This window comes from Streptomyces sp. NPDC050121 (genome assembly GCF_044460385.1).
GTDB classification, from domain to species: domain Bacteria; phylum Actinomycetota; class Actinomycetes; order Streptomycetales; family Streptomycetaceae; genus Streptomyces; species Streptomyces soliscabiei.
This window is the reverse complement of the sequence record NZ_JBITJV010000013.1, coordinates 22,593-47,418: the sequence shown is the minus strand read 5'-3', so window position 1 is coordinate 47,418 and position 24,826 is coordinate 22,593. Positions and strand designations below refer to the sequence as shown.

The window sequence follows — 24,826 nt, the reverse complement described above, 5'->3', positions numbered from 1 at the left end:
CAGCACGAACGGAAACGCGGGCCGAGGGCCGGTCGGCCGCATCCCCGGCCGGTTTGCGGGTAATCGCCTTACTACGCAGGGAAGTTGAAGACTGGAGGACCGCATGGCCCGTGCAGCCTTACGTCCGCGTACCCTGTTCCGCCCACGCGCCGCCAAGAGCAGCGAGGAGCCCGCCACCCCGACCAAGCCGACGAACCCGAAGAACCTGAAGAACCCGAAGAAGGAGCCCGCCAAACCCGCCGCACCGGAGAACCCGACCGAGAAGACCGGCAAAGCCGGGAAGGTCGCGAAGGCTGGGAAGATCGCGAAGGCTGGGAAGGACGGGAAGACTGGGAAGGCCGGGAAAGGCGGCGCGGCGAAGGGGGCGAAGAAGGCGGCGCGCGCCGAGCAGCGGCCGTTGCCGTTTCCGCTGCGGCTGCTGGCGATGCTGTTCGCCTTCGCGTTCATGGTGGCGTTCGCCGTCGTGCTCGCCCGGCTCACCCTGGAGCCGTCGCCCGCCTCCGAGTCGCTGGTGCACTCCAACCTGCGCCCCGGCGACTCCCTGCGGGCCTACCTCGACCAGCCCGCGCTGCGCGACGCCGTGAAGCAGATCGGCGGGAACCTGCTGCTCGGGGTGCCTTTCGGGATCCTGGTGCCGGTCGTGGCCCCCCGGGCGCGCGGGTTGCTGCGGGTGCTGCTGCTGACGGCGACGGTCATGCTGCTGGTGGAGTTCGCCCAGGGAGCGCTGGTGGCCGGGCGAGCCTTCGACGTCGACGACGTCATCCTCAACACCACGGGCGCGCTGATCGGCTACCTGCTCCTGGGGCGCAGGGTGAGCCGTGCGGTGCACGCGCGGGAGCGGCGCCTGTGACGGGCGCGGGGCAGGAGACCGGGCCGCGACCGTCAGTGCGGGGCCCAGGTGTATCTGTCCCCGCCCACCCAGCGCACCACGTCCGGGTCGTCGAGGTCATGGACCGTGACGCCGAACGCGGCGGCGATCTCGAGAACGTCGGTGATGGCCCTCGCCTCACCGACCACTCGACCGTCGACTTCCACGATGCGGAACGGCGTCGGGCCCGGCTGCACCCCGAGCACCAGGATCCGCGGGCGGGAGACACGGAGGCCAGCGATTTCGGTCATGACATAGAGGGTAGAACGCAACTCGCCGGTATGAATCATCAGATCGCCACCGAAAGGGGTCGCCTTCCGCGGAAGGCGACCTCCGCCATGCGGTCCGCGCGCGGGTGGGGAACTCTGGATCCAGGAGGTGGCGATGGATCCCGTCGAGGCTCTGGACCGGATCGCCTTCCTGCTGGAGCGGTCCCTGGCGCCGACGTACCGCGTGCGCGCCTTCCGTACGGCGTCCAGGGTGCTGGCGCGGCTGCCCGCGGCGGAGGTGGAGCAGCGGGCGGCGGCCGGGACGCTGGAGTCGTTGAAGGGCGTGGGCCCGAAGACCGCCCAGGTGGTGCGCGAGGCGCTCGCCGGGCAGGTTCCGGCCTATCTGGAGAAACTGGAGGGCGAGGCCGGCCGGCCGCTCACGGACGGCGCGGGGTCCCGGCTGCGGAAGCTGCTGCGCGGGGACTGCCATGTCCACTCCGACTGGTCGGACGGCGGCAGCCCCATCGACGAGATGGGCCGGGCGGCTGCCGCGCTCGGCCACGAGTGGGCCGCGCTCACCGACCACTCGCCGCGTCTGACGGTCGCCCGTGGGCTGTCCCCCGAGCGGTTGCGTAGGCAGTTGGAGGTGGTCGAGGAGCTCAACGCGACCTGGGCGCCGTTCCGGCTGCTGACCGGGATCGAGTGCGACATCCTCGACGACGGCTCACTGGACCAGGAGCCGGAGTTGCTGGAGAAACTCGATGTGGTGGTCGTGTCCGTGCACTCCAAGCTGCGCATGGAGTCCCGTGCGATGACGCGCCGCATGGTGAACGCCGTGCGCGATCCGCACGCCGACATCCTCGGCCACTGCACGGGGCGGCTGGTGAGCGGCCGGGGGCGGCCGGAGTCGGCGTTCGACGCGGACGAGGTGTTCGCGGCGTGCGCGGAGTCCGGCACGGCCGTGGAGATCAACAGCCGGCCCGAGCGGCTCGACCCGCCGCGCCGGGTGCTGAGCCGGGCCGTGGCGGCGGGCGTGCTGTTCTCGGTCGACACCGACGCGCACGCGCCGGGCCAGCTGGACTGGCAGATCCTGGGCTGCGCGCGGGCCGAGGAGTGCGCGGTGCCCGCGGAACGGATCGTGACCACCTGGCCGCTGGCCGAGCTGCTGGACTGGACGCGGGAGGGGCGGGTACCGGCAGGCACACCTGATACCGCAGGCCTCTGAGGTGGTCCTTGGCGGTCCTGGGCGGTCCTTGGCCGTCCTGGGCGGTCCCGGTCCTCAGGGACTCGAGAGAAAGGCCCCCCATGCCCCGTGCCGCCGTGTTCGACGTCGACGGCACCCTCGTCGACACCAACCACCTGCATGTCACCACCTGGTGGGAAGCCTTCCGGCAGGCGGGCCACCGGGTGCCCATGCACGCCGTGCACCGGGCGGTCGGACTCGGTTCCGACGACCTGATCGCCCACCTGCTCGGCGACGAGCGCGACCAGGACGAGGACTCCGAGCTCAGCGCCGCCCACAAGGCCCTCTACGGACAGTACTTCGACCGGCTGCCGCCCCTGCCGGACGCCGGTCCGCTGCTGCGGCGGCTGCGCGACGACGGCTGGACGGTCGTGCTCGCCACCTCGGCGAGCGGGGGCGAACTGTCGGCGCTGCGGCGCGCCATCGACGCCGACGACGCCATCGCCGCGACGGCGAGCGCGGACGACGTGGCCGAGGGCAAGCCCGCGCCGGAGCCCGTGCGGCACGCCCTGGAACTGGCCGGGGCGCCCGCCGAAAGCGCCGTGTTCGTCGGCGACACCGTGTGGGACATGCGCGCAGGCCGTCGAGCCGGGGTGCGCTGTGTGGGCGTCCTGTCCGGCGGCATCCCCCGCGCCGACCTGCTCGACGCGGGCGCGGAAGCCGTCTACGACGACCCCGCCGACCTGTTGGCGTCCCTGTCGGCGAGCCCGCTGGCCTGAGCCGCGGGCGACGGAACCCCGGGTGACGGACGTCACGGCGCGCTGCCGCCGAGCGCGGAACACCCATAGGTGGTTGCCAGTTGAACCAACCGTGGGTGCGGATGGGACAGTGTCCCCGGGCCTCACCTTTTGCCCACAGGGACGATCGTTCCGCTGAAGCCCTGTGGAGCGTTTCGCCGAGAGGCGACCGCCATCCGCGCCCACCGCTTGGCCGCCCCGACCGTGATTCCCCCGTCCGGTCGGGGCCTTCTTCTGTCCGGGCTCTCGGCGTGCGGTGGGCGCTTGACTTGGAGCGCACTCCAATTCGTAACGTCTGGGACATGAGCACTGCACAGCACAAGATCGGTTCGGGGTTCGACGCCCACAGCACCGCCGACGACGTTCTCGCCGGCATCGACCTCAGCGGACGGCTCGCGGTCGTCACCGGCGGCTACTCCGGGCTGGGCCTGGAGACCACCCGCGCCCTCGCCAAGGCGGGCGCCCACGTCGTCGTCCCCGCCCGGCGCCCGGACGCGGCCCGTGAGAACCTCGCCGGCCTCGACGGCGTCGAGACGGACGAGCTCGACCTTGGTGACCTGGACAGCGTGCGCGCCTTCGCCGAGCGGTTCCTCGCCTCCGGCCGGAGCATCGACCTCCTCATCAACAGCGCCGGGATCATGGCCTGCCCTGAGACCCGGGTCGGCCCGGGCTGGGAGGCGCAGTTCGCGACGAACCACCTCGGCCACTTCGCCCTCGTCAACCGCCTGTGGCCGGCGATAGAGCCCGGCGGCGCCCGCGTCGTGTCCGTCTCCTCGCGGGCCCACCACTTCTCGGGGATGCGCTGGGACGACGTCCAGTGGCGGCAGGGCTACGACAAGTGGGAGGCCTACGGGCAGGCGAAGACCGCGAACGTGCTGTTCGCCGTCCACCTCGACCGGCTGGCCGGGGAACGGGGCGCGCGTGCCTTCGCCCTGCACCCCGGCGGCATCATCACGCCGCTCCAGCGGCACCTCCCCAAGGAGGAGATGGTGGAGCGCGGCTGGATCGACGAGGACGGCAAGGTGCTCAACCCGTCGGGCTTCAAGACGCCCGAGCAGGGCGCGGCCACCCAGGTGTGGGCGGCGACCTCGCCGCAGCTGGCCGGGATGGGCGGCGTCTACCTGGAGGACTGCGACATCGCCGAGACCGCTGTCGACGGCGACCAAAGCTCCGGCGTCAAGGCCTGGGCGACGGACCCGGAGCAGGCGGCGCGGCTGTGGGAGCTGTCCACCGAGCTGACCGGCGTGAACGCGTTCGGCTCGTAGGGCGCGGCCGCCGCCGCGGGCGTTCCGCGTGCGCGGGGCCCCGGCCGGGTACTCGGTCGGTTCCCCGCAGGAAACGCCGAGAGGAGCCGAAGGTGAGCAGCGCAACAGGCAGCAACGTCGTCGTCACGGGCGCCACCGGCAATGTCGGCACGAGTGTGGTGCGTCTTCTGTCGCAGGATCCTGGCGTCGCCTCGGTGCGGGGCCTGGCCCGGCGGGTCCCGGACTGGTCGCCGCCGAAGACCGACTGGGCGGCCGTCGACCTGGCCGACGAGCAGGCCGACCTCGCCGGGATCTTCCAGGGCGCGGCCGCTGTCGTGCATCTGGCCTGGGCGTTCCAGCCCACGCACGATCCGGCGGTGACCTGGCGTACGAACGTCCTGGGCAGCATCCGGGTCTTCGAGGCCGTGGCTGCCGCGCATGTGCCCGTCCTCGTGCACGCGTCGTCGGTGGGCGCGTACTCGCCGGGACCGAAGGACCGGGCGGTGGACGAGTCATGGCCGACGCACGGCTGGCCGAACGCCGCGTACTGCCGGGAGAAGGCCTACCTGGAGCGGGCCCTGGACACCTTCGAGCGGGACCACCCGCAGACCAGAGTGGTGCGGATGCGGCCGGCGTTCCTGTTCAAGCGGGAGTCGGCGAGCGAACAACGGCGCATCTTCGGCGGGAAGTTCCTGCCCGGGCCGCTCGTCCACCCCGAGCGGCTGCCCTTCCTGCCGGACGTGCCGGGACTGCGTGTGCAGGCGCTGCACACCGACGACGCGGCGGAGGCGTACCGGCTCGCCCTGCGCACCGAGGTGGGGGGCGCCTTCAACCTGGCCGCCGAGCCCGCCGTGGACGCCAAGCTGCTCGGCGAGATGTTCGACGCCCATCCCGTCCGCCTGCCCCGGACGGCGGCCCGCTCGGCGATCGCCACGGCCTGGGGCCTGCGCCTCCTGCCGGCTTCGCCGCACCTCTTCGACGCGGTCCTCAGGCTTCCCCTGATGGACTGCACCCGAGCCCGTGTCGAACTGGGCTGGCACCCCGAGCATTCGGCGCCGGAGGTGCTGGAGGAGTTCCTCGAGGGCCTGCGCGGCGGGGAGGGCGAGGCCACGGAGCCGATGCGCGGCCGCAAGGCGGCCTGAGAGCCGACTGCCCGGTCCTGCGGGCACCCAGGTCCGGGCACTCGGGTCCGGGCACCCGGGTCCAGGTCGAGGCCACCAAGGCTCTTCAGGCGGACGGTTCGTCGGGGACGGGATGGTCGGACTGTCCGCTTTCCGCGCGCGGGGCGCCCTGCCGGCCGGTGCCCGCCTCGTCGGTGTCCGGGACGTCCTGCGCGGCCTCCTCCGGCGACTCGGGCGCGGCGGCGTCCCAGGGGTCCTCGCCCCCGTCGGCCTGCTGGTCCGGCAGGTCACGCGGGACCGGCGCGCCGTCCTCGCCGGGGCCTTCGCGGCGCTGTGCGGCCACGACATCCTCCCTCCGCGCTCTCCCGGACACCGATCGTCCGGGCCTCACGCGAGTACCTCCCCGACCGCCGGACGAAACATGGCGGCGGGCGGCCGGGAGGGACCTGTGTGCCGGGAGGGCCGTGCGCCCGCACCGGCGGTCGTCACCCGCCCCGTCACGCCACCCCGTCGCCCCGTCACGCCGCCGCGGACTCGATCTCGTCCAGCGCCGCCACGAGCTCCGGGGCGACCCTCTGCTGCACCCACCGCTCCTGATCGGCGCCGACCGCCCGCGGAACCGTCTCGATGAGCATGATCAGGTAGAGGTAGGCGCGGTAGAGGGCAAGACGCAGCCGGGCGGACCGGTCGAACACGGCGCGGCCTCCGGCGGCCCGATAGCCCTCCAGGAACGCCTCGTCCTTCCTCATGTCCCCCAGCAGCGCCAGGGAGACGAAGTCGGCGAGAGGGTCGCCCCAGAACATGCGCTCGCCGTCGATGAGGCCCCCGATCCGGGCCCGGCCGTCGGTACGGTCGACCAGGATGTTGCCCGGCCACAGGTCGTAGTGGACCAGCCGCGGGACGGTGACCTCGTCGAGGGCGTCGTACACGGACCGGGCGACGGCGGCGACCTCCTCGACGGGACGGGGCAGCCGGGCGCCGTGCTCGCGGGCGTCGGCGAGGAGGCCGTCGAACATCGCCGTGAACGCGGTGCGCCAGTCGGGCGTGAGCGGGCCGAAGGCGCCGGTGGGATAGCCGAAGCCGGGCCCGGTCACCTCGTGCAGCCGGGCGACCTGACGTCCCAACTCCCCACGCAGCTCCGCCTGTTCGGCGACGGTGAGCGAATCGTCCCAGGGCGCGCCCGGGGACAGCGTCATCAGCAGCCACGCCTCGTCGACGGCCACGACGCGTGGCGCCGGCACGCCGGCCTCGGCCGCCCCGCGGCAGAACTCCGCCTCGCCGAGCAGCAGCCGGCTCTCGTAGCGCAGGCCCGGCGCGGTGGGCGCGACCTTCAGTACGTAGCCGCTGCCGTCGGTGAGGCGGAGCTCCTCGACGGTGTTGTACGTGCCGCCGCCGAGCGGTCCGAGGCGGGCCAGTCGGTCGGGCGGTATCCCCGCCGCCTCCAGCGCGTTCCGGGCCCGTGCCCAGGAGTCCGTCACCTTGTACCCACCCCTTCCTCCGGCCGGCCGCGTACCCCGTCGCCGGCGTCACACCCGTCCGCGATCAGCCCGTTGAGCCATCCCCCGGCGGCCGGGTCGACGACGCCGGGCGTGCGGTCCCGGTACAGGGTACGGAAGGCCCGCCGGTCATCGACGCCGTCGCGCAACGGGAGCGGCGGAGGCGGTGGCGGTGGCGGTGGCGGTGGCGGTGGCGCAGAGCGTGCCGAGCAGCAGCGGACCGCCGTCACCCCGTGCGGACGACCGGAACCCGACCACGGGGGCTGACCCCGTGGCCCACCTGCTCTTCCCCGGCCGCCCACGACGATCTAGGCTCGCTCGCGGCTGGAAACGTTCGAGGCAGGTGAGGAAGGGGAACTGGTCTGGGGATGCAAGATGTACGTGAGCGCGTGGGGCCGCTCGTACGGTTGGTGCAGCGCCACCGGGAACCCGTGGTCGTCCAGGCGCTGCGGGCCGCCGCCGCGGCCACCATCGCGTATGTCATCGCCCTGCGCCTGAGCCCCGAGGCACTGCCGCTGACGGCGCCGCTGACCGCGCTGCTGGTCGTGCAGGTCACCCTGTACGCGACGCTGACCAACGGCATCCGCCGGGTGAACGCGGTGGTGGCCGGTGTGCTCGTCGCCATCGCTTTCAGCCTCCTGGTGGGTCTGACCTGGTGGAGCCTCGCGCTGCTGATCGTGGCCTCGCTGGGTGTGGGGCACCTGGTACGGGTCGACGAGTACGTCCCCGAGGTGGCGATCAGCGCCATGCTGGTGCTCGGGGTGACCACCGTCGGGGACACGGCGTGGGCGCGGGTGGTGGAGACCCTGATCGGCGCGGTCGTCGGGCTCGGCTGCAATGTGCTGCTGCCGCCTCCGGTGTGGGTGGAGGAGGCGGGCGAGTCGATCGAGGGGCTGGCCCGCAGGCTGCGGCAGCTGATGCTGCGCATCGGCGAGGAGGCGGCCGGCCGCACCCCCGTCGAGCAGGCGGCGGCCCGACTGCACGAGGCGCGTCGGCTGGATCACGACATCGTCGAGGTGGACGCGGCGCTGCGGCAGGCCGAGGACAGCCTGCGGCTCAATCCGCGCGTACGTGAGGGGCTGCTGCACCGGGTGGTGCTGCGCACCGGTCTGGACACGCTGGAGATCTGCACGGTCGTGCTGCGGGTGCTCGCCCGCACGCTCACCGACCTCGCCAGGGAGCGCGAGCCGCAGCCGTTGTTCCCGCCGGAGACCGGGGCGACCGTGGAGCGGCTGCTGTCGGAGATCGCCGACGCGGTGGTCAGCTTCGCGGTGCTGGTCACGACGAGTGTCAGCCTCAACGCGGACGCCGCCGAGGCCCGGCTCAGCGCCGAGCTGCGGCAGGCCGCGGCCACCCGCGACAAGCTCGCCCAGCTGCTGCTGGAGCAGCTCCAGCACGACGCCCGCCAGTGGCAGCTGCACGGCGCCGTGCTCACCGAGGTCAACCGCATCCTGGACGAGCTCGACACCGAGCACCGCTCCCGCCGGCTCCTGGAGGATCTGGACCGCGTGTCACGGGAACAGCGCGAGCGCATGCCTCGTCTGACCCGCCTGCGTGAGCGCCTCGGCGTTCAGGAGGAGCTGTGGCGGAACCGTACGGGGATCAGCAGGCGTTCTCCTTGACAGGCTCCGCGACGGGACGGGCGCGGGACACGAGGGGAGCATGCGGATGGCCGACACCGCCGTACGGATCGACGGGGACACGCTGAGGCTGCCGGGCGGGGTGGCGGTGCGGTTCATGCGGACGCTGCGGCTGCCGGAGAAGGGCACGCACGACCTGCCGCCCGGCCTCGGCCCGTTCCCGGTCCGCCGGGTCTGCGACCACGCCGATACCGTGCCCGCCGAGTGGCTGGCGCGGGGCGGCGTGTTGCTGCCGATGTACCTGCGTGAGGCGATGTGGCTGAGCTTCGCGGGCTCGACGGAGCCGGCCGCGCTGCAGGTCGGGGCAGGCAAGGTGTGCGCGGTCTCCGGGAAGCCCTGGAGCAGCCGGCTCTCCCGCGACCCGCAGAACTACCTCCCACTGCCTCGTCAGCCCTGGCTGGACGGGATCAACTCGGGCAGGGGTACGGTGCGCCAGTTCGTGGCGGTGCCGCTGGGCCTCGGGGCGACCGTGGAGGGCCAGGTCACCGGCGAGGAGGTCTGGGGCGGGGTCCAGCTGCAGTCGTTCCCGCTGAACGAGGTCGAGCGTGCCGAGTGGCGGGAGGCGGAGCGCCGCCGCTCCCTGGAGACGAGGAGCGTGAAGTCGGTGCGCGCGTACGGCGCGCCGCCCCCGCCCGGTGCGGCCCCGATGATGCCCGCCGCGGCCCCCGCGCCCGGCGGCGCGCCCCGGGTCCGCGCGGCCGCCGCGATGGGCCTGGGCGTGGGCGGTTCGATGCGCCAGGAGGTGTACCAGGACGTCCGTCCGGTCGCGGACTACACGGAGCGGCCCGCCGCCCGGGTCTTCGTGCATCTGGTGACGCCCCCGGAGTGGCGGCGCATCACCGGCGAGGAGCCCCCGCCGTCCCCCGTGGACCGCGCCGCGTACACCCAGGCCGGGCTGCCCTGGTTCGACTACTACGACGACGACGCGCACGACGTCGCGCCCAGCGACACCCTGGCCGGCGTGCAGCCGGTGGGCGAGTGGCTCGGCGCCGACCTGGATCCGTGGCAGCCGCCCGCCCCCGGCCAGGTGCACCACCTCAAGGACGCGCCGGGGAAGCCGGTGGAGGACGGCGACTGGTAGTCCGCCGGGTTTTCCGCTTTTGCGTTCGACGGCCGGTCCGGGTCAAGGTGGCTGTCACGGAGGATGCGGACGACGACCTGAGGTGCGGGCATGAGCAGTGGGACGGACGCGGCCGACGGTCGCTGGAGCAGGCGCCGCTTCGTCGGGGTGCTCGGCGGCGCGGCGGCGGCGTCGGCCCTGGCCGGGTGCGGCAGCAGCAGTGCCGACGGCTCACCGGACGCCGAGCAGGCCCCGCAGGCCGCGCCGCCCCAGCAGCCGTCGGCGTCCGCCTCGACGGCGTCCGCGCCGCAGGCATCGCCGAGCCCCGCCGGCCCCCGGCCCCTCTACGTGGGCACGTACACCTCCGCCGAGGGCGGCGGGAAGGGCATCGGCGTCGCCTCGTACGACCCCGGCTCGGGGCGGATCACCGGCCGGGGCACGATCACCGGCGTCCCGGACCCGTCCTACCTCGCGGTGCACCCGGACGGCCGAACGCTCTACGCGGCGAACGAACGCGAGGCGGGCGCCGTGACGGCCGTACGGCTGTCCGACGAGAAGGTGCTGGGCAGCCGGGCCACGGGCGGGGCGCACACCTGCCATGTGTCGGTGCATCCCAGCGGGCGGTGGCTGCTGAGCGCCGACTTCGGCTCGGGCAGTGTGGCCGTGCACGCGATCGACGCCTCAGGGGCGCTCGGCGACCGCACCGCCATGGAAACGCACACCCGTCCGGCGCCCCGGCAGGGCCAACAGGGGCCGCACGCCCATCAGTTCATCACGGCTTTGGACGGCGGCCATGTCCTCGCCGTCGACTTCGGCACCGACACCGTGTACAGCTACCGCCTGAACGAGAAGGCGGGCACGCTCACGGAGGTCGCGCAGGCGCACACCCGGGCGGGCGCCGGTCCGCGCCATCTCACGTTCCATCCCGGCGGCCGGTACGCCTACCTCGCGAACGAGGCCGACGACACGGTCACGGTCTGCAGGTACGAAGCGTCCAGTGGGCGGCTGACGATCGGGAAGCCGCAGTCCACGGGCTCGAAGGCGGGCACCAACTACCCGGCGCAGCTGGCGGTCACGCGGGACGGCGCGTACGCCTTCCTCGCCAACCGCGGCGACAACAGCCTCGCCCGCTACGCCGTGGAGGCGGACGGGGCCCGGCTACGGCTGCTCGGCACGGTGCCGGTGGACGGGGACTTCCCTCGGCAGATCGCCCTCTCGCCGGACGGCGGCCTGCTCTTCGCCGCCAACCAGCGCTCCGGCACGGTCAGCGTGTTCCGGGTCGACGGCGCGAACGGTGGGCTGCGGCTCGCGGGCGAGCCCTTCGCGTCACCCGTCGCCGTCTGTGCGCTGCCGCTGTAGGGCGCGCGGGCAGGCGGCCGCCGCCTGGGTGAGCAGGACGTGCATGCGCTCGGTGAGCTGTGCGACGTCGTCGGCGGGCGCGTGGAAGGGCAGGCGGACGTCGCCGTGGGCGCGGGCGCGCTCGATGCGCAGCGTCAGTCCGTGCCGGTCGACGGCGAGCGGCTGAACGCGGACGGCGCCGTGCAGGCTGTCTCGCCGGACGAGCCGGGTGAGCCGTTCGACGGCGTCGGGGTGGGCGTCGGCGAGATGCGTGAGCAGCTGGGCCTCGGCAGCGGCGAGCGGGTCGGGCCGGGCCTGCGTGAACTCGTCGAGGGCGACGACGACCGCGCCGGTGGACGGTTTCAGCACCACGCGGGTGGCGTGGAAGGCGAGGTGGCCCCTCTCCGGGGTGAACCAGCCGGCCAGCCAGAGCCGGGCGCGGATACGGCTGCGTACGGGAACGGGCGCCGGGTCGGCGAACTCCAGCACGGCGGACGGCTCGCCGCGGGGTGCGCAGATCGCCGCGGTGCGCAGGGCGCTGTCCTCGGGCGCCCGCAGGATCACCCGGCCGTTCTCGTCGACGGTGTGCGCGCCGACGAACTCCTCGCGTCCGCCGTCCGCGGTCACGGTGCAGGACCACGAGGCCGCGAGCACCGATCGGGCCTGCGCGGCGGCGGACGGCAGGGCCGCCCAGCTTTGGCTGTCACCCATCCCAAAACCTCCTTAGGTAAGCCTTGCCTAACCTATCGGAGATCCATGGTCGCGCCAACCACTGCCCCAAGGCTCCCTGTCCGAAGTCACCCCGAAGCCGACATAACCCCCAGCAGCGCCCGCGTGCACAGCTCCCGCACCTGATCCCGTGACAGGTCCGGCCCGCGCAGCCATTCCAGGCAGACCGCCGTGGTGAAGGCCAGCCAGCCGCGCACCGCCAGCCGCACGTCGGGCCGCTCCTCGAAGACCGGGCCGAACTCGGGGTCGGCGCCGAGGGCCGCCAGGATCTGGCGCTCCTGTGCCATCAGGGCCCGCTGATAGACCTTGCGTACCGCCTGGTCGCCGGCCGCGTCCGCGCGGTGGAAGGCGCGGTAGCCGTGGGCGTGGGTCTCCACGTACTCCAGGAAGGCGTCCAGGCCCGACGCGAGCTGTGCACGGACCGGGACGCCGGGGACCGCCGCCGTCATACGCAGCATCCGCTCGCTCTCGCGCTCGACGACCGCCGCGAAGAAGTCCCGTTTGGTGGGGAAGTAGTGGTACAGCAGCCCACGCGAGACGCCGGCGATCTCGGCGACCTGCTCGATCCACACCTCGTCGTAGGGGCTTTCCGAGAACAGCCGCGCGCCGACCGACAGGAGTTGCTCCCTGCGTTCCCCGGTACTCAGTCGACGCCGGGTGCGCTCCCCCTGGTTCGCGGCCATGCCCGCACCTTACTTGACGTGGGTTCAACAGCGGGACCAGACTGAGCCGCGTTATTGAACCCACGTACAACATGCTCAACGTGCCGCTGCATCAAGGGAGATCGCGTCATGGCGGAGACGACGGGGACGACGGGGACGACCGGAACGACGGGGTCAGCCACGGGGGGCACGACCGAGGTACTGCCGAAAGGATTCCGCGGCGCGGAGCTCGGCTGGCCCGAGCTGGAGCGCATTCCGCATCCGCCGCGCCGGCTCCCGCTGCTCGGCGACGTCCTCGGCGCGAGCCGGCGCACCCCCCTGCAGGACTCCATGCGCTACGCCGAGCAACTCGGGCCGATCTACCGGCGCAAGGCGTTCGGCCGGGAGTTCGTGTTCGTGTGGGGCGCGAGGCTCGCCGCCGACATGGCGGACGAGACGCGGTTCGCCAAGCACGTGGGGCTGGGCATAGCCAACCTGCGGCCCGTCGTCGGGGACGCCCTGTTCACGGCGTACAACCACGAGCCGAACTGGCAGCTCGCGCACGACGTCCTGGCCCCGGGGTTCAGCCGCGAGGCCATGGCGGCCTACCACCCGATGATGCTGGACGTGGCGGAGCGGCTCACCGGCCACTGGGACCGGGAACTGGCCGCGGCCCGGGCGGTGGACGTGCCCGGCGACATGACCAAGCTGACCCTGGAGACGATCTCGCGCACCGGCTTCGGGCACGATTTCGGGTCCTTCGAGCGCACCCGGCCGCACCCCTTCGTGACGGCGATGGTGGGCACCCTCAGCTACGCGCAGCGCCTCAACACCGTGCCCTCCCCCGCGCTGCTGCGGCGGGCCACGCGCCGCAACGAGGCCGACATCGCCTACCTGAACCGCACGGTCGACGACCTGGTGCGGGCGCGCCGCGAGCAGGGCGGCGGGGACGGCGACCTGCTCGACCGGATGCTCGACACCGCCCACCCCGAGACGGGCGAACGGCTGTCGGCGCACAACGTGCGGCGGCAGGTCATCACCTTCCTGGTCGCCGGCCACGAGACCACCTCGGGCGCGCTCTCCTTCGCCCTGCACTACCTCTCGCTCCACCCGGAGATCGCGGCCCGCGCCCGCGCCGAGGTGGACCAGGTGTGGGGAGACGCGGCGGTGCCTCGGTACGACCAGGTGGCCAGGCTGCGGTACGTCCGCCGGGTCCTCGACGAGGCGCTGCGGCTGTGGCCGACGGCGCCCGCCTTCGCCCGGGAGGCCCGCGCCGACACCGTCCTGGGCGGGGAGCATCCGATGCGGCGGGGCGGCTGGGCGCTGGTGCTCACGGCGATGCTGCACCGCGACCCCGAGGTGTGGGGGCCGGACGCCGAGCGGTTCGACCCGGACCGCTTCGACGCCCAGGCCGTACGCGCCCGCGCCCCGCACACCTTCAAGCCGTTCGGCACCGGGGCACGGGCCTGCATCGGACGGCAGTTCGCGCTGCACGAGGCGACGCTGGTACTCGGACTGCTGCTGCGCCGCTATGAGCTGCGGCCCGACCCCGCGTACCGGCTGCGCGTCACGGAACGGCTGACACTGATGCCGGACGGGCTGCGTCTGCACCTGGAGCGGCGCACTCCGCCGCCGGGCGGCCCGGCGGCGGGTGAGGAGAGCGGGGCCGCCGACGAGGAGAGCGGGGCAGCGGCGCCCTCAGCGGCCCGCTGTCCAGTGCGCGGGGCGGGCGACTGACTCCGGCAGCTTCGTGCCCGCGCTTCCCCGGGCCGCGTTCAACTGCGGCTGGGTCAGGAAGAACGCGCCGGTCAGATCGGCGTCCGCCAGGTCGGTGTCACGCAGGTCGGCGCCGATCAGGTCCGCTCGACGCAGGTCCGCGCCGGTGAGGTCTGCGGCGATCAGACAGGCGCCGCGCAGGTTCGCGCCTCGCAGGTCGGCGCCCTTGAGCCGGGCGCCCATCAGATCGGCGCCCCGGCGCTCCTTCCTACGGCCGTCTGTCCCGGCCCTGACCAGTTCGCTGGTCTTCAGGAGCAGCACATTGACGTCCTGGCGGTGCGCCGGCACGTCGAGCACGGTCAGCTCGTCCGGGGTCAGAGCGGTGAGTTCCTCGGTCTTCGCCAGGGCCCGGCGCAGTTCGGCGTGGATCGGGCGGGCGGCGGGAAGGGCGAGCGCCTCGGTGACGTACCACAGGAGTTCGTGGAGCTGTCGGACGACCGGGAACACCTCGGACATGCGGCGGGCCTCCTCATCCGGGGCCCTACGCGGGTCCCGGCCGCCGAAGGTGACCTGCGAGACCTGCTGCCCGGCGCCGAAGCAGTCGTAGACCGTGCAGCCGGTGAAGCCCTGCCGGCGCAGCCGGGCGTGGATGCCGCAGCGGTGGTCCTCGCCCAGGTTGGGGCACGCCTTGCCGGCGGGCTTGTCGATCGCGAAGTCCGCGGAGCGGGCGAAGGGCAGGGCCACACAGCACAGGCCGAAGCAGTTCCCGCAGTCGCCGCGCAGGGTGTTCCGGTCCACCGTCGTCTCTGGCATGCCCTCCACCCTACTGACCTGCGGCACCGCCCTACCGGCTGAACAGTTCGAACGCCACGGCCGGCCGCCCGCCGAACCGCTCGCCCACGGACTGAGCCACCCCGGTGAGGAACCGCCGTGCGTACGCTTCCGGCTCCTCGTCGGTCAACGCCTCGATGTACGTGCGGTGTTCGAGGAGCGAGCGGACCGCCCGCTCCAGTCCCGCCGACGCGTCCACGGCGTGGGTGGGCGTCGTGGAGCCGGCCACGGCGACCCAGCGCACACCGTCGAACGGCTCCAGGCCCTGCTCGGTGAGTTCCGGGAAGATCCAGCGGTTGCCGGCGTCCCCGGCCGCGTCCAGGGTGGCGCGGCCGACGGCGACGTGGTCGGGGGTGTTCCAGGCGACCCCGCCCCAGGTGTCGCGGTGGTTGAGGGTGACGACCAGTTCGGGACGGTGTCTGCGGATCGCGGCGGCGATGTCCCGGCGCAGGGCGAGCCCGTACTCGATGACGCCGTCCCGGTGGTCGAGGAACTCGACCGTCGACACGCCCACCACGGCCGCGCTCGCCCGCTGCTCCCGCTCGCGCAGCGGGGCGCATTCGGCGGGCGCGAGGGTGTCGATGCCCGCCTCGCCGCGGGTGGCCAGGACGTAGGCGACCTCGCGGCCGGCGTCGGTCCAGGCGGCGACCGCCGCGGAGCACCCGTACTCCAGGTCGTCCGGGTGCGCCACCACGGCCAGGGCACGCCGCCAGTCCTCGGGCATGGGTTCGAGCTGGGCGGTCGTCGGCTCGGTCATGTCGGCAGACTAACCGGTGCCGGTGACAGCGCCGGGGACGGTGGCAGTGGCGGTGACGCCGGCGTCACGCCTCGTCGCGGGTGAGGGCGAGCAGGCGGTCCAGGACCCGGGGGCCGCCGGCCCGGACGCCGTCGTGCTCGAACTCGTCGGTGACCCAGGTGCGCAGGCCGCGGATGACGCGGGCGGTGCGCAGGGAGTGGGCGGTGTCGACGTACAGGTCGTCGTGGTAGATCGCGGCCGCGACCGGGACCTCGTTTGCGGCGAGGCGGGCCGGGTCGTACAGGGGCGGCCAGTCGGTGCGGGCGGCGAGGAGTTCCGCGGTCTCGCGAAGCGGGCGCAACGCGGGGTCGGTGTCGAACATCCAGGGGTGGATCGTCTCCCCGGTGAGCAGCAGCGGTCCGTCGCCGGTCAGCGTCTTGGCCGCGTCGAACTGCGGGAACTCCGCGCGTACCCGATCGGCGGCCCAGGCGGTGGGGCGGGTGTCCCGGCCGTAGATGGCCTCGTGGACGAGGGCGTAGAGGGGGTGTCCGGCGTAGGAGAGGAGGCCCTGGATCTCCTCCTGGAAGGCGTCGGACAGCTCCGGGCCCCGCGGGGTGGGGACGAAGGCCTCTTCGAGGAGGTGGTGCAGGCGGTGGCTGCCCTCGCCGCCGCCGAGGAGGATGCCGACCGTCTGGAAGGCCTCGGCGGTGAGCCGGTAGCCGCTGGGGAGCGTCACCTCGTGGCGCAGGAGGTGGTCGGCGATACGGCGGGCGCGTTCGACGTCCTGCGGGTAGCGGGCGTAGTGCGCGGCGACCTTGCGCTCCATGCGCGGGTAGGCGGCGCGGTAGACGTCGTCGGCGTGGGCGTCCAGCGAAGGCAGGCCGCCGGTGATGAGGGCGGTGGCGAGGCCCTCGGGGGCGAGGGAGAGGTAGGTGACCGTGCAGAAGCCGCCGAAGCTCTGCCCGAGGACGGTCCAGGGGGCACCGCCGGTGACCTCTCGGCGGATCAGCTCGCAGTCGCGGACGATGGAGTCGGCGCGGAAGTGCGTGAGGTAGTCGGCCTGTTCGGCCGGTCCGCCGCGCAGTGGCAGCGTCTGGCGGTTGGCCGGGGTGGAGTGGCCGGTGCCGCGCTGGTCGAGGAGGAGGACCCGGTACTCCTTCAGCGCACGGCCGAGCCAGGCCGGCTTGCCGACGAACCTGTTGGCGCCGAAGCCGGGGCCGCCCTGGAGGTAGAGCAGCCATGGCAGGTCCTGGTCCGCCTTGTCGCTCGCGACGACCTCGCGGGCGTAGAGCCCGATCGTCTCCCCGGCCGGGTCGGCGTGGTCGAGGGGCACGGTGAAGCGGCGGTCGGTGAGGACGACGCCGGGCTGACGGTAGCTGACGGACAACAGTGGCTCCCGGGACGATCGGTGTACGGACCGCGTCCCAGTTCAGCACATGTCCGGGCGGCTCCGGAGCCCGGGGGATCATGAACTCCTGCTGAACGGGCGATCAGCGCGGATACCGAACCGCCGTTCAGCGCGCCGCGAGGCTGGACCGGCGTACCACCAGCTCCGGCTGCAGCACCACCCGCCGGTGTTCGTGCCGCCCGGCGCGCGCTCCCCCCTCCTCGGTCTCCTCGGTCTCCTCCAGCAGCATCTCCGCGGCGAGGGCGCCCATGGTGACGGCCGGCTGGCGCACGGAGGTGAGGGGGACGGCCGCGGCGGCGGCGAACTCGATGTCGTCGTAGCCGACGATGGCGAGGTCGTCGGGAACGCCGACGCCGGCCGCGTACATGGCCTGCAGGACGCCGAGGGCGAGCAGGTCGTTGGCGCAGAACACGGCGGTCGGACGGTCGGCGAGGCCGAGCAGGCGGGCGCCCGCGTCCCGGCCGGCGGCGACGTCGAGGCGTTCGGTGGGCAGCTCGCGCAGGCGCTCGGGGCCCAGGCCCGCCTCGGCGAGCGCGTTCAGGGCACCGGTGCGGCGGTCGCGGACCTGGGTGAAGCCGGGCGGGCCGCTGACGTAGGCGATGGAGCGGTGTCCGGCGTCGATGAGATGCCGTACGGCGAGCGCGCCGCCCGCCACGTCGTCCACCGACACCGAGCACTCGGTGGTGCCCTCGGAGACCCGGTCGACGAGCACGAAGGGGATGCCGTGCCGGCGGAAGGAGTCGATGTTGCGGCCGGTGGCGTCGGCCGGGGTGAGCAGCACGCCCCGCACCCGCTGCTCGGCGAAGAGCGACAGGTACTCGGCCTCCTCGCCTGCGCTCTCGGCGCTGTTGCAGACCATCACGCCCAGCCCGGCGTCCCGCGCGGCCCGCTCGGCGCCGCGGGCGACGTCCACGAAGAAGGGGTTGCCCATGTCGAGGACGAGCAGCCCCATGATCCGGCTGCGGCCCGCGCGCAGTTGGCGGGCCGACTCGCTGCGGACGTAGCCGAGCCGGTCTATCGCGGACAGCACGCGCGCCCGGGTCTCGGCGGCGACCGTGTCCGGACGGTTGATGACGTTCGAGACGGTGCCGACGGAGACTCCGGCGGCACGGGCGACGTCCTTGATACCCACCGACTGGGCCATCGGGCGGGGACCTCCAGAAAGATGAGGAGCGGCGGGTGCGCGTTCACACTACCTTCGTGGTTCGCACGCACCCGCCACTGCCGAGTCGGTCACGGTCTCCCGGTCCCGACGGTACGGATCAGGCGGGCAGGCTGAAGTTGAGCGAGCGGAGCGCCGAGGGCGTCGTACCACTGGACTTCTCCTGGTACATGATCGACAGGAAGTTGTCCTGCCCGATCCGCGTCTCGTCGATCACGACCTCGCCGAAGGCGTTCAGCCCGGCGCCGACGCCGTCGTACAGCACCGTCCAGTCGGTGTACCCGGAGGCCTTGGAGGCCCCGGCGATCCGGCAGAAGGGGAAGATCGCGTACGCGTTGCCGTACTTGTCGAGGATCAGCTTGGTGCGCTGGCTGGAGTTCAGCGGCACCGGTATCTCGGTCTTCTGCCAGGTGCCCGAGGAGTTCTTGCGGACGTGGAAGGCGCGGCCGTTGGTCGTGCGGTCGGTGACGTAGTTCGTGGTGCACTGGCCGAAGCGGCCGGGCACGTAGCTGATGATGGCGTGCGGCAGGCCGGCCGAGTCGGTGAACTGGCTCTCCTGGTTCATCAGGGAGTGGTCCGGGTTGAGCGCGTCCACCACCAGACCGGAGTCGGTGACCGAGACCTTGTCGGAGCCGCCCGTGGTGCCGACGACGCTGCCCGCGTTGTTGCGCCAGGTGCGGCCGCGGTCGTCGGAGTAGACGTAGCCGGTGTCGTGGTTGGTGATGCCGCCGGTGTTGCACATCACGGCACCGTTCTGCTCGCGCCAGGTGAAGAAGGCGTGCAGGCGACCGTTGACGTCGTAGTCGATGCCGTGCAGGTACATGTTGCGGGCCGTGCTGGAGCCGTGCTCGCTGGTGTAGGTGCCGGTCGAGGACGTCCACTCGCCGAGCGCGGTCCAGGACGAACCGTCGTATTCCGCGAGGGCGTTGCGGCCGTTGCCGGAGATCCCGGCACGGTAGCTGAGCTGGAGCTTGCCCTCGGGTGTCGAGATGAACTGCGGGTAGGTGAACTGCGTGGTGAGCGCGAGCCCGTCGAGGGTGGACTGGGGTGCGCCGAAGCGGCTCGTGTCCCAGCTCAGGCCGGCGGGGTTGTCCATCAGCCCGGCGACCGACTTGACGTAGGTGAACCCGTCGCTGTGCGAGTCCATGTTGAGGTGGAGCCGACCGTCGACCTTGGAGATGCCCATGGAGATGACGTTGTGGGAGTCGTTGGTCTTGAGCGTGTGGCCGACCTTGACGGTGGACCAGGTGTTGGAGCCGAACACACGGCGGGCGACGACGGCGTTGCGGTCGGCGGTGTACCAGACGGCGTACTGGTAGCCCTTGTAGGTCAACATCGCGTTCTTCTGGAACGAGTTGTTGTTGACCAGGCCGTCGTAGGAGACGAAGAAGAGGGCCTGGGAGTCGAGCAGGGTGCTGCCGGTCAGGGTGACCGACGGGCCGGGGTCGGCGGCCCGTGCGATGCCGGCGGCGAAGGCGGGGCTTACCACGGCGGTGGCGAGGGCGGCGCCCAGCAACGTACGTCTTTTCATCTCGGGGACTCCATTGTCGTGCGAGAGCGGAGGGGAAGGGGCGGCGGGGAGGGGCGGCGGGAGGTGTCAGGCCAGGTGGAACACCTCAGTGAGCGGTTTCATGGCCTCGTCGGGGCGGGCACCGTCCAGCGACTCGAAGAACGGCGCCATCTCCGCCTGCCAACGGGCGTTGACCTCGGCGGCTTCCATGCCGGCCTGGGCGGCCGCGAAGTCCTCGGTCTCCAGGTAACCGACGAGCAGGCCGTCGTCTCTCAGGAAGAGGGAGTAGTTGTGCCAGCCGGTGGCCGAGAGAGCGTCCAGCATCTCCGGCCACACGGCGGCATGGCGTTCGCGGTACTCGGCGAGCCGGTCCTGACGGACCTTGAGCAGGAAACAGACGCGCTGCATGAAGTACCGCTCCCGGATCAGAAGTTGAACTGGTCGATGTTCTTGGCGTCGAACACGGTCGGCTTGCCGAGGCTGATCACACCGTCCTTGCCGATGGTGTACGTGGTGCCTCCGGCCTTGAAGGTCTCACCCTCCGCGCCGGTGATCTGGCCCGAGACGAGCGCCACCGCCGTCTGCGCGGCCAGCGCGCCGAGCTTCGAGGGGTCCCACAGCTCGAAGCCCTCGACGGTGCCGTTCTTGACGTAGGTGCGCATGTCGTTCGGGGTGCCCAGCCCGGTCAGCTTGACCTTGCCCTTGTACTTGGAGCCCGACAGGTACTGCGCGGCCGCCTTGATGCCGACGGTGGTCGGGGAGATGATCCCCTTCAGGTTCGGGTACTGCTGGAGCAGGCCCTGGGTCTGCTGGAAGGACTGCTGGGCGTCGTCGTTGCCGTACGCGACCTTGACGAGCTTGATGTCCTTGTACTTCGGGTCCGCCAGCTCCTTCTTCATGAAGTCGATCCAGACGTTCTGGTTCGTCGCGGTCTGCGCGGCCGACAGGATCGCGATCTCGCCCTTGTAGCCGATCTGCTGGGCGAGCAGCTGCACCTCGGTGCGGCCCAGGTCCTCGGCGGAGGCCTGCGAGACGAAGGCGTTACGGCACTCGGGGTTGGTGTCCGAGTCGTAGGTGACGACCTTGATCTTGTTGCTCATGGCCTGCTTCAGCGCGGTGCACAGGGCGCCCGGGTCCTGCGCGGACACGGCGATCCCGTCGACCTGCTGCTGGGTGAGGGTGTTGACGTACGACACCTGCCCCGAGGTGTCGGTCGCGCTGGACGGGCCGACCTCCTTGTAGCTGGAGCCGAGCTCCTTCAGAGCCGCCTCGCCGCCCTTGTCGGCGGAGGTGAAGTACGGGTTGTTGACCTGCTTCGGCAGGAAGCCGACGGTCAGGCCCTTCTTGGTGGCCGCGTTCGGGTCGGCCTTGCCGGCGGAGGCGGCGGCGCCGGTGCTCTCGTTCTTCACGTCCTCCTTGGTGGTGCCGCCGCAGGCGGTGGCCGCGAGGGCGAGGGAGGAGACGGCGGCGAGGGCCGCGCAGGCACGGCGGAGAGATGACTTGCGCATTACGGGTTTCCTTTACGAGGGTGGGCGAGGCGGGGGTTACGCCGTCGAGGTCGAGGCTGCGGCTCTACGGCCCGCCCGCGCGACGGAGATCTGGCGTGCGACCCGGGGGCCGAGCACGGAGACGACGAGCAGTACGCCGGTGACGACGATCTGCGACTGTGCGGACACGTCCTTCAGGCTCATCACGTTCTGCGCCGCGCCGAGCAGGAAGACTCCCGCGATCGCGCCGCCGAGCGTGCCCTTGCCGCCGTCGAAGTCGATGCCGCCGAGGAGGACGGACGCGATGACGGACAGTTCGAGGCCGGTGGCGTTGTCGTAGCGGGCGCTGGCGTAGTGCAGGGCCCAGAAGATGCCGGTGAGGGAGGCCATCAGGCCGGTCACCGTGAACAGGATCAGCTTCTGTCGCTTGACCCGGATGCCGGCGAACCGGGCGGCCTCCTCACTGGCGCCGGTCGCGAACAGCGAGCGGCCGAACGGGGTGGCGTGCAGGACGACCACCGCGATCGCGAGCAGGACGACGAAGGGCAGGAAGGCCTGCGGGAGGAAGCTGTCCCCGACGCGTCCGGCCGCGAAGTCGAGGTACTGGGTGGGGAAGTCGGTGACCGCGTCGGAGCCGAGCACGATCTGCGCGATGCCCCGGTAGGCGGCCAGTGTGCCGATGGTGACGGCCAGGGACGGCAGCCCGAGCCGGGTGACGAGCAGGCCGTTGACGAGCCCGCAGACCACGCCCAGCAGCAGGCAGATGGGGATGATCGCCTCGATGGTGAGGCCCTGGTTCCACAGGGCGCCCATCACCGCGCCGGACAGGCCGGCCGTGGAGGCGACCGACAGGTCGATCTCCCCGGAGACCACCAGCAGCGTCATCGGCAGGGCGATCAGCGCGATCGGGAGGGTGTTGCCGATCAGGAACGACAGGTTCAGCGGGTTGCCGAATCCGTCCACGGTGGTGAAGGAGAACAGCAGCAGGACGATCAGGAGGGTGCCGACGACCGTGTCCCAGCGGACGGCACGGGTGAGCGACTCAGGCACGAGCCTCCCCCTTCTCTACGGCCGGCTTGATGGACGCCGACTTCTTCTTCAGGGCGGACGCCACCCGCACGGCGACGATCCGGTCGACCGCGATGGCCAGCAGGAGCAGGACGCCGTTGATGGCGAGCACCCAGACCGAGCTGACGCCGAGGGCGGGCAGGACGCTGTTGATGGAGGTGAGCAGCAGCGCGCCGAGTGCGGCGCCGTAGACGCTGCCGGAGCCGCCGGTGAAGACGACGCCGCCGACCACGACCGCGCTGACGACGGTGAGTTCGTAGCCGTTGCCCGTGCTGGAGTCGACGTTGCCGAAGCGGGCCAGGTACATCGCCCCCGCGAGGCCGGCGAGCCCGCCGCAGAAGGTGTAGGCGGCGAGGATGCGCTTGCGCACCGGGATGCCGGCGAGGCGGGCGGCCTCAGGGTTGGAGCCGAGCGCGTACAGCTCGCGCCCGCTGCCGAAGTGCTTGAGGTAGTAGGCGGTGGCGATCAGGACGGCCAGCGCGATGAGCGCGAGATACGGGACGGCGGACAGGCCGCCGGAGCCGAAGTCCACGAAGCCGCCCGGGAGGTCGGCCGCGGTGATCTGGCGGGAGCCGACCCAGATGGAGTCGATGCCGCGGATGATGTACAGCGTGCCGAGGGTGACGACCAGGGCGGGCACCTGACCGAGGCTGACGAGCAGGCCGTTCAGGAGCCCGAAGCCGACACCCAGCAGGACGGCCAGCAGGATCGCGATCCCCGGGTTGCCGCCGCCGTGCAGATAGGTACCGGCGGCGAAGGCGCTGATGCCGAGGGTGGAGCCGACCGACAGGTCGACGTTGCGGGTGATGACGACCAGGGACTGGCCGGTGGCGACCAGGACCAGGATCGTGGCGTTCAGCAGCAGGTCCTTAATGCCCTGCTCGGACAGGAACTCGCTGTTGCCGGCCTGGGTGACGGCGATCATCACCAGGAAGACGACCAGGATGGCGAGCTCGCGCATCTTGAAGACGCGGTCGACCAGGCGGGTGCCGCTGGACTTGGGCACCTCGGCGACGGGGGCCTCGTGGGAAGTGGTCACCGTCATGCGGCGGCCCTCCCGGTGGCTGCGGCCATCACGGTTTCCTCGGTGGCGTCGGAACGGGGGATCTCGGCGGTCAGGCGCCCCTCGTGCATCACCAGCACGCGGTCGGCCATGCCGAGGATCTCGGGCAGGTCGGAGGAGATCATCAGGACGGCGACCCCGTCGGCGGCCAGCTCGCTGAGCAGCCGGTGCACCTCGGCCTTGGTGCCGACGTCGATGCCGCGGGTCGGCTCGTCGACGATGAGCACCTTCGGCCCCGTGGCCAGCCACTTCGCGAGGACGACCTTCTGCTGGTTGCCGCCGGACAGCGTGTTGACGGTGTCGGCGATCCTGGCGTACTTCACCTGGAGCTTGACCGCCCAGTCGAGGGAGCGGCTGCGCTCGGCGCCGCGGTCCATCAGCCCGGCCTTCACCGTCGTACGCAGCCCGGTGAGGCCGATGTTGCGCTCGATGGACATGTCCATCACCAGGCCCTGGGCGCGCCGGTCCTCCGGGACCAGGGCGAGGCCCGCGGCCATCGCGGTGGAGGGGGCGCCGTTGGTGAGCGGACGGCCGTCCACGGAGACCTCGCCTCCGTCCCAGCGGTCGATGCCGAAGACCGCCCGGGCGACCTCCGTGCGCCCGGCGCCGACGAGTCCGGCCAGGCCGACGATCTCGCCGCGCCGGACCTCGAAGGAGACGTCGGTGAAGACGCCCTCCCGGGTGAGCCGGTGGACGCTGAGGGCGACCTCGCCCGGGGTGACGTCCTGCTTGGGGTAGAGCTCGTCGAGGTCGCGGCCGACCATCCGGCGGACCAGGTCGTCCTCGGTCATGCCCTCGATCGGCTCACTGGCGATCCAGGCACCGTCGCGCAGGGTGGTCACCCGCTGGCAGATCTCGAAGATCTCCTCGAGGCGGTGGGAGATGAAGAGGACGGCCGCGCCCTGTTCGCGCAGGGTGCGCACGACTCCGAAGAGGCGGGCGACCTCGCTGCCGGTGAGGGCGGCTGTCGGCTCGTCCATGATCAGGACACGGGCGTCGAAGGAGAGTGCCTTGGCGATCTCCACGATCTGCTGGTCGGCGATGGACAGGCCGCGCGCCGGACGGTCGGGGTCGAGGTCGACGCCGAGGCGCTTCATCAGGGCGGCGGTGGCCGCGTGGGTGGCCTTGTGGTCGATCCGGCCCAGGGCCCGCCGGGGCTGGCGGCCCATGAAGATGTTCTCGGCGATCGAGAGGTCGGGGAAGAGCGTGGGCTCCTGGTAGATCACGGCGATACCGGCGTCGCGGGCGTCGCCGGGACCGTGGAAGACGACGGGCTCACCGTCGAGCAGCACCCGACCGGCGTCCGGTCGGTGCACCCCCGCGAGGGTCTTGATCAGGGTCGACTTGCCCGCGCCGTTCTCACCGGCGAGGGCGTGGACCTCACCGGGAAACAGCTCCAGGGAGACGCCCCGCAGGGCGCGGACGGCGCCGAAGGACTTGGCTACGTCCCTCAGCGCCAGCACCGGGGCTGGTCCCGTGTCGGACGGGTGGGTCATGGGTGGCTCCTCGACGACGTCCG

At 72.3% G+C, this 24,826-nt stretch carries 24 protein-coding genes; 9 read left to right on the top strand and 15 right to left on the bottom strand.

What is annotated here, in order from left to right:
- The first annotated feature begins 397 nt into the window (after positions 1 to 397).
- Positions 398 to 850 carry a VanZ family protein gene (locus ACIBTS_RS20965; RefSeq protein WP_079664594.1) on the top strand — a complete coding sequence of 151 codons (453 nt, stop codon included), beginning with the start codon at positions 398 to 400 and terminating at the stop codon, positions 848 to 850.
- 32 nt (positions 851 to 882) lie between these two features.
- Here the strand turns inward: ACIBTS_RS20965 and ACIBTS_RS20960 are convergent, their stop codons facing one another.
- Positions 883 to 1,119 carry a hypothetical protein gene (locus ACIBTS_RS20960; RefSeq protein ID WP_319673992.1) on the bottom strand — a complete coding sequence of 79 codons (237 nt, stop codon included), beginning with the start codon at positions 1,117 to 1,119 and terminating at the stop codon, positions 883 to 885.
- Positions 1,120 to 1,252: 133 nt separating this feature from the next.
- Between ACIBTS_RS20960 and ACIBTS_RS20955 the strand changes: the two genes are divergently transcribed.
- The 4 genes from ACIBTS_RS20955 (at position 1,253) to ACIBTS_RS20940 (ending at position 5,443) form a co-directional block, all read left to right on the top strand.
- Entirely contained in the window at positions 1,253 to 2,302 is a 1,050-nt protein-coding gene (locus ACIBTS_RS20955) for a PHP domain-containing protein (RefSeq protein ID WP_399321168.1), read from the top strand.
- 80 nt (positions 2,303 to 2,382) lie between these two features.
- Positions 2,383 to 3,039, top strand: a complete 657-nt coding sequence (locus ACIBTS_RS20950; RefSeq protein WP_319673994.1) for an HAD family hydrolase — start codon at positions 2,383 to 2,385, stop codon at positions 3,037 to 3,039.
- Between the two features lie 320 nt (positions 3,040 to 3,359).
- Positions 3,360 to 4,322 (top strand): SDR family NAD(P)-dependent oxidoreductase, encoded by a 963-nt coding sequence (locus tag ACIBTS_RS20945; RefSeq protein WP_319673995.1) that lies wholly within the window; start codon positions 3,360 to 3,362, stop codon positions 4,320 to 4,322.
- 92 nt (positions 4,323 to 4,414) lie between these two features.
- Complete coding sequence (locus tag ACIBTS_RS20940; protein ID WP_399321165.1) at positions 4,415 to 5,443, top strand: SDR family oxidoreductase; 1,029 nt, start codon at positions 4,415 to 4,417, stop codon at positions 5,441 to 5,443.
- 85 nt (positions 5,444 to 5,528) lie between these two features.
- Here ACIBTS_RS20940 and ACIBTS_RS20935 read toward each other — a convergent pair whose 3' ends face one another.
- Complete coding sequence (locus tag ACIBTS_RS20935) at positions 5,529 to 5,765, bottom strand: hypothetical protein (RefSeq protein ID WP_319673997.1); 237 nt, start codon at positions 5,763 to 5,765, stop codon at positions 5,529 to 5,531.
- Between the two features lie 175 nt (positions 5,766 to 5,940).
- Positions 5,941 to 6,900, bottom strand: a complete 960-nt coding sequence (locus ACIBTS_RS20930) for a phosphotransferase family protein (protein WP_399321163.1) — start codon at positions 6,898 to 6,900, stop codon at positions 5,941 to 5,943.
- 386 nt (positions 6,901 to 7,286) lie between these two features.
- Here ACIBTS_RS20930 and ACIBTS_RS20925 point away from each other — a divergent pair, with 386 nt between their 5' ends.
- The 3 genes from ACIBTS_RS20925 (at position 7,287) to ACIBTS_RS20915 (ending at position 10,977) form a co-directional block, all read left to right on the top strand.
- On the top strand, positions 7,287 to 8,540 hold the full coding sequence (locus ACIBTS_RS20925; protein WP_319673999.1) for an FUSC family protein: 1,254 nt from the start codon (positions 7,287 to 7,289) through the stop codon (positions 8,538 to 8,540).
- A gap of 46 nt (positions 8,541 to 8,586) precedes the next feature.
- The gene (locus tag ACIBTS_RS20920; RefSeq protein WP_399321161.1) at positions 8,587 to 9,639 is read left to right on the top strand and encodes a hypothetical protein; all 1,053 of its coding nucleotides are present in this window, start codon (positions 8,587 to 8,589) and stop codon (positions 9,637 to 9,639) included.
- A gap of 90 nt (positions 9,640 to 9,729) precedes the next feature.
- Positions 9,730 to 10,977, top strand: coding sequence for a lactonase family protein (locus ACIBTS_RS20915; protein WP_399321160.1), 1,248 nt, complete (start codon positions 9,730 to 9,732; stop codon positions 10,975 to 10,977).
- Here the strand turns inward: ACIBTS_RS20915 and ACIBTS_RS20910 are convergent.
- Positions 10,945 to 11,667 (bottom strand): DUF2470 domain-containing protein, encoded by a 723-nt coding sequence (locus tag ACIBTS_RS20910; protein WP_399321158.1) that lies wholly within the window; start codon positions 11,665 to 11,667, stop codon positions 10,945 to 10,947. The genes ACIBTS_RS20915 and ACIBTS_RS20910 overlap by 33 nt on opposite strands.
- A gap of 86 nt (positions 11,668 to 11,753) precedes the next feature.
- The gene (locus tag ACIBTS_RS20905; protein WP_399321157.1) at positions 11,754 to 12,368 is read right to left on the bottom strand and encodes a TetR/AcrR family transcriptional regulator; all 615 of its coding nucleotides are present in this window, start codon (positions 12,366 to 12,368) and stop codon (positions 11,754 to 11,756) included.
- A gap of 108 nt (positions 12,369 to 12,476) precedes the next feature.
- Between ACIBTS_RS20905 and ACIBTS_RS20900 the strand changes: the two genes are divergently transcribed.
- The gene (locus ACIBTS_RS20900) at positions 12,477 to 14,063 is read left to right on the top strand and encodes a cytochrome P450 (protein WP_399321156.1); all 1,587 of its coding nucleotides are present in this window, start codon (positions 12,477 to 12,479) and stop codon (positions 14,061 to 14,063) included.
- Here ACIBTS_RS20900 and ACIBTS_RS20895 read toward each other — a convergent pair.
- The 10 genes from ACIBTS_RS20895 to ACIBTS_RS20850 form a co-directional block, all read right to left on the bottom strand.
- Positions 14,025 to 14,855 (bottom strand): pentapeptide repeat-containing protein, encoded by an 831-nt coding sequence (locus ACIBTS_RS20895; protein WP_399321154.1) that lies wholly within the window; start codon positions 14,853 to 14,855, stop codon positions 14,025 to 14,027. The two genes, ACIBTS_RS20900 and ACIBTS_RS20895, sit on opposite strands and share 39 nt — an antisense overlap.
- A gap of 31 nt (positions 14,856 to 14,886) precedes the next feature.
- Complete coding sequence (locus ACIBTS_RS20890) at positions 14,887 to 15,630, bottom strand: PIG-L deacetylase family protein (protein WP_399321152.1); 744 nt, start codon at positions 15,628 to 15,630, stop codon at positions 14,887 to 14,889.
- Between the two features lie 64 nt (positions 15,631 to 15,694).
- Positions 15,695 to 16,996 carry an alpha/beta fold hydrolase gene (locus ACIBTS_RS20885; protein WP_399321150.1) on the bottom strand — a complete coding sequence of 434 codons (1,302 nt, stop codon included), beginning with the start codon at positions 16,994 to 16,996 and terminating at the stop codon, positions 15,695 to 15,697.
- A gap of 127 nt (positions 16,997 to 17,123) precedes the next feature.
- Positions 17,124 to 18,161 (bottom strand): LacI family DNA-binding transcriptional regulator, encoded by a 1,038-nt coding sequence (locus tag ACIBTS_RS20880; RefSeq protein ID WP_399321149.1) that lies wholly within the window; start codon positions 18,159 to 18,161, stop codon positions 17,124 to 17,126.
- 118 nt (positions 18,162 to 18,279) lie between these two features.
- The gene (locus tag ACIBTS_RS20875; RefSeq protein WP_327319846.1) at positions 18,280 to 19,710 is read right to left on the bottom strand and encodes a BNR repeat-containing protein; all 1,431 of its coding nucleotides are present in this window, start codon (positions 19,708 to 19,710) and stop codon (positions 18,280 to 18,282) included.
- A gap of 66 nt (positions 19,711 to 19,776) precedes the next feature.
- On the bottom strand, positions 19,777 to 20,097 hold the full coding sequence (locus ACIBTS_RS20870) for an L-rhamnose mutarotase (RefSeq protein WP_079657971.1): 321 nt from the start codon (positions 20,095 to 20,097) through the stop codon (positions 19,777 to 19,779).
- A 17-nt stretch (positions 20,098 to 20,114) separates the two neighbouring features.
- Positions 20,115 to 21,197 carry a rhamnose ABC transporter substrate-binding protein gene (gene rhaS, locus ACIBTS_RS20865; protein WP_399321148.1) on the bottom strand — a complete coding sequence of 361 codons (1,083 nt, stop codon included), beginning with the start codon at positions 21,195 to 21,197 and terminating at the stop codon, positions 20,115 to 20,117.
- 36 nt (positions 21,198 to 21,233) lie between these two features.
- Positions 21,234 to 22,226, bottom strand: coding sequence for an ABC transporter permease (locus ACIBTS_RS20860; protein WP_399321147.1), 993 nt, complete (start codon positions 22,224 to 22,226; stop codon positions 21,234 to 21,236).
- On the bottom strand, positions 22,219 to 23,289 hold the full coding sequence (locus ACIBTS_RS20855) for an ABC transporter permease (RefSeq protein WP_399321145.1): 1,071 nt from the start codon (positions 23,287 to 23,289) through the stop codon (positions 22,219 to 22,221). The genes ACIBTS_RS20860 and ACIBTS_RS20855 overlap by 8 nt, the downstream gene beginning before the upstream one ends.
- Positions 23,286 to 24,803, bottom strand: a complete 1,518-nt coding sequence (locus ACIBTS_RS20850; RefSeq protein ID WP_399321143.1) for a sugar ABC transporter ATP-binding protein — start codon at positions 24,801 to 24,803, stop codon at positions 23,286 to 23,288. Before ACIBTS_RS20850 ends, ACIBTS_RS20855 begins: the two co-directional genes overlap by 4 nt.
- Positions 24,804 to 24,826 lie beyond the last annotated feature (23 nt).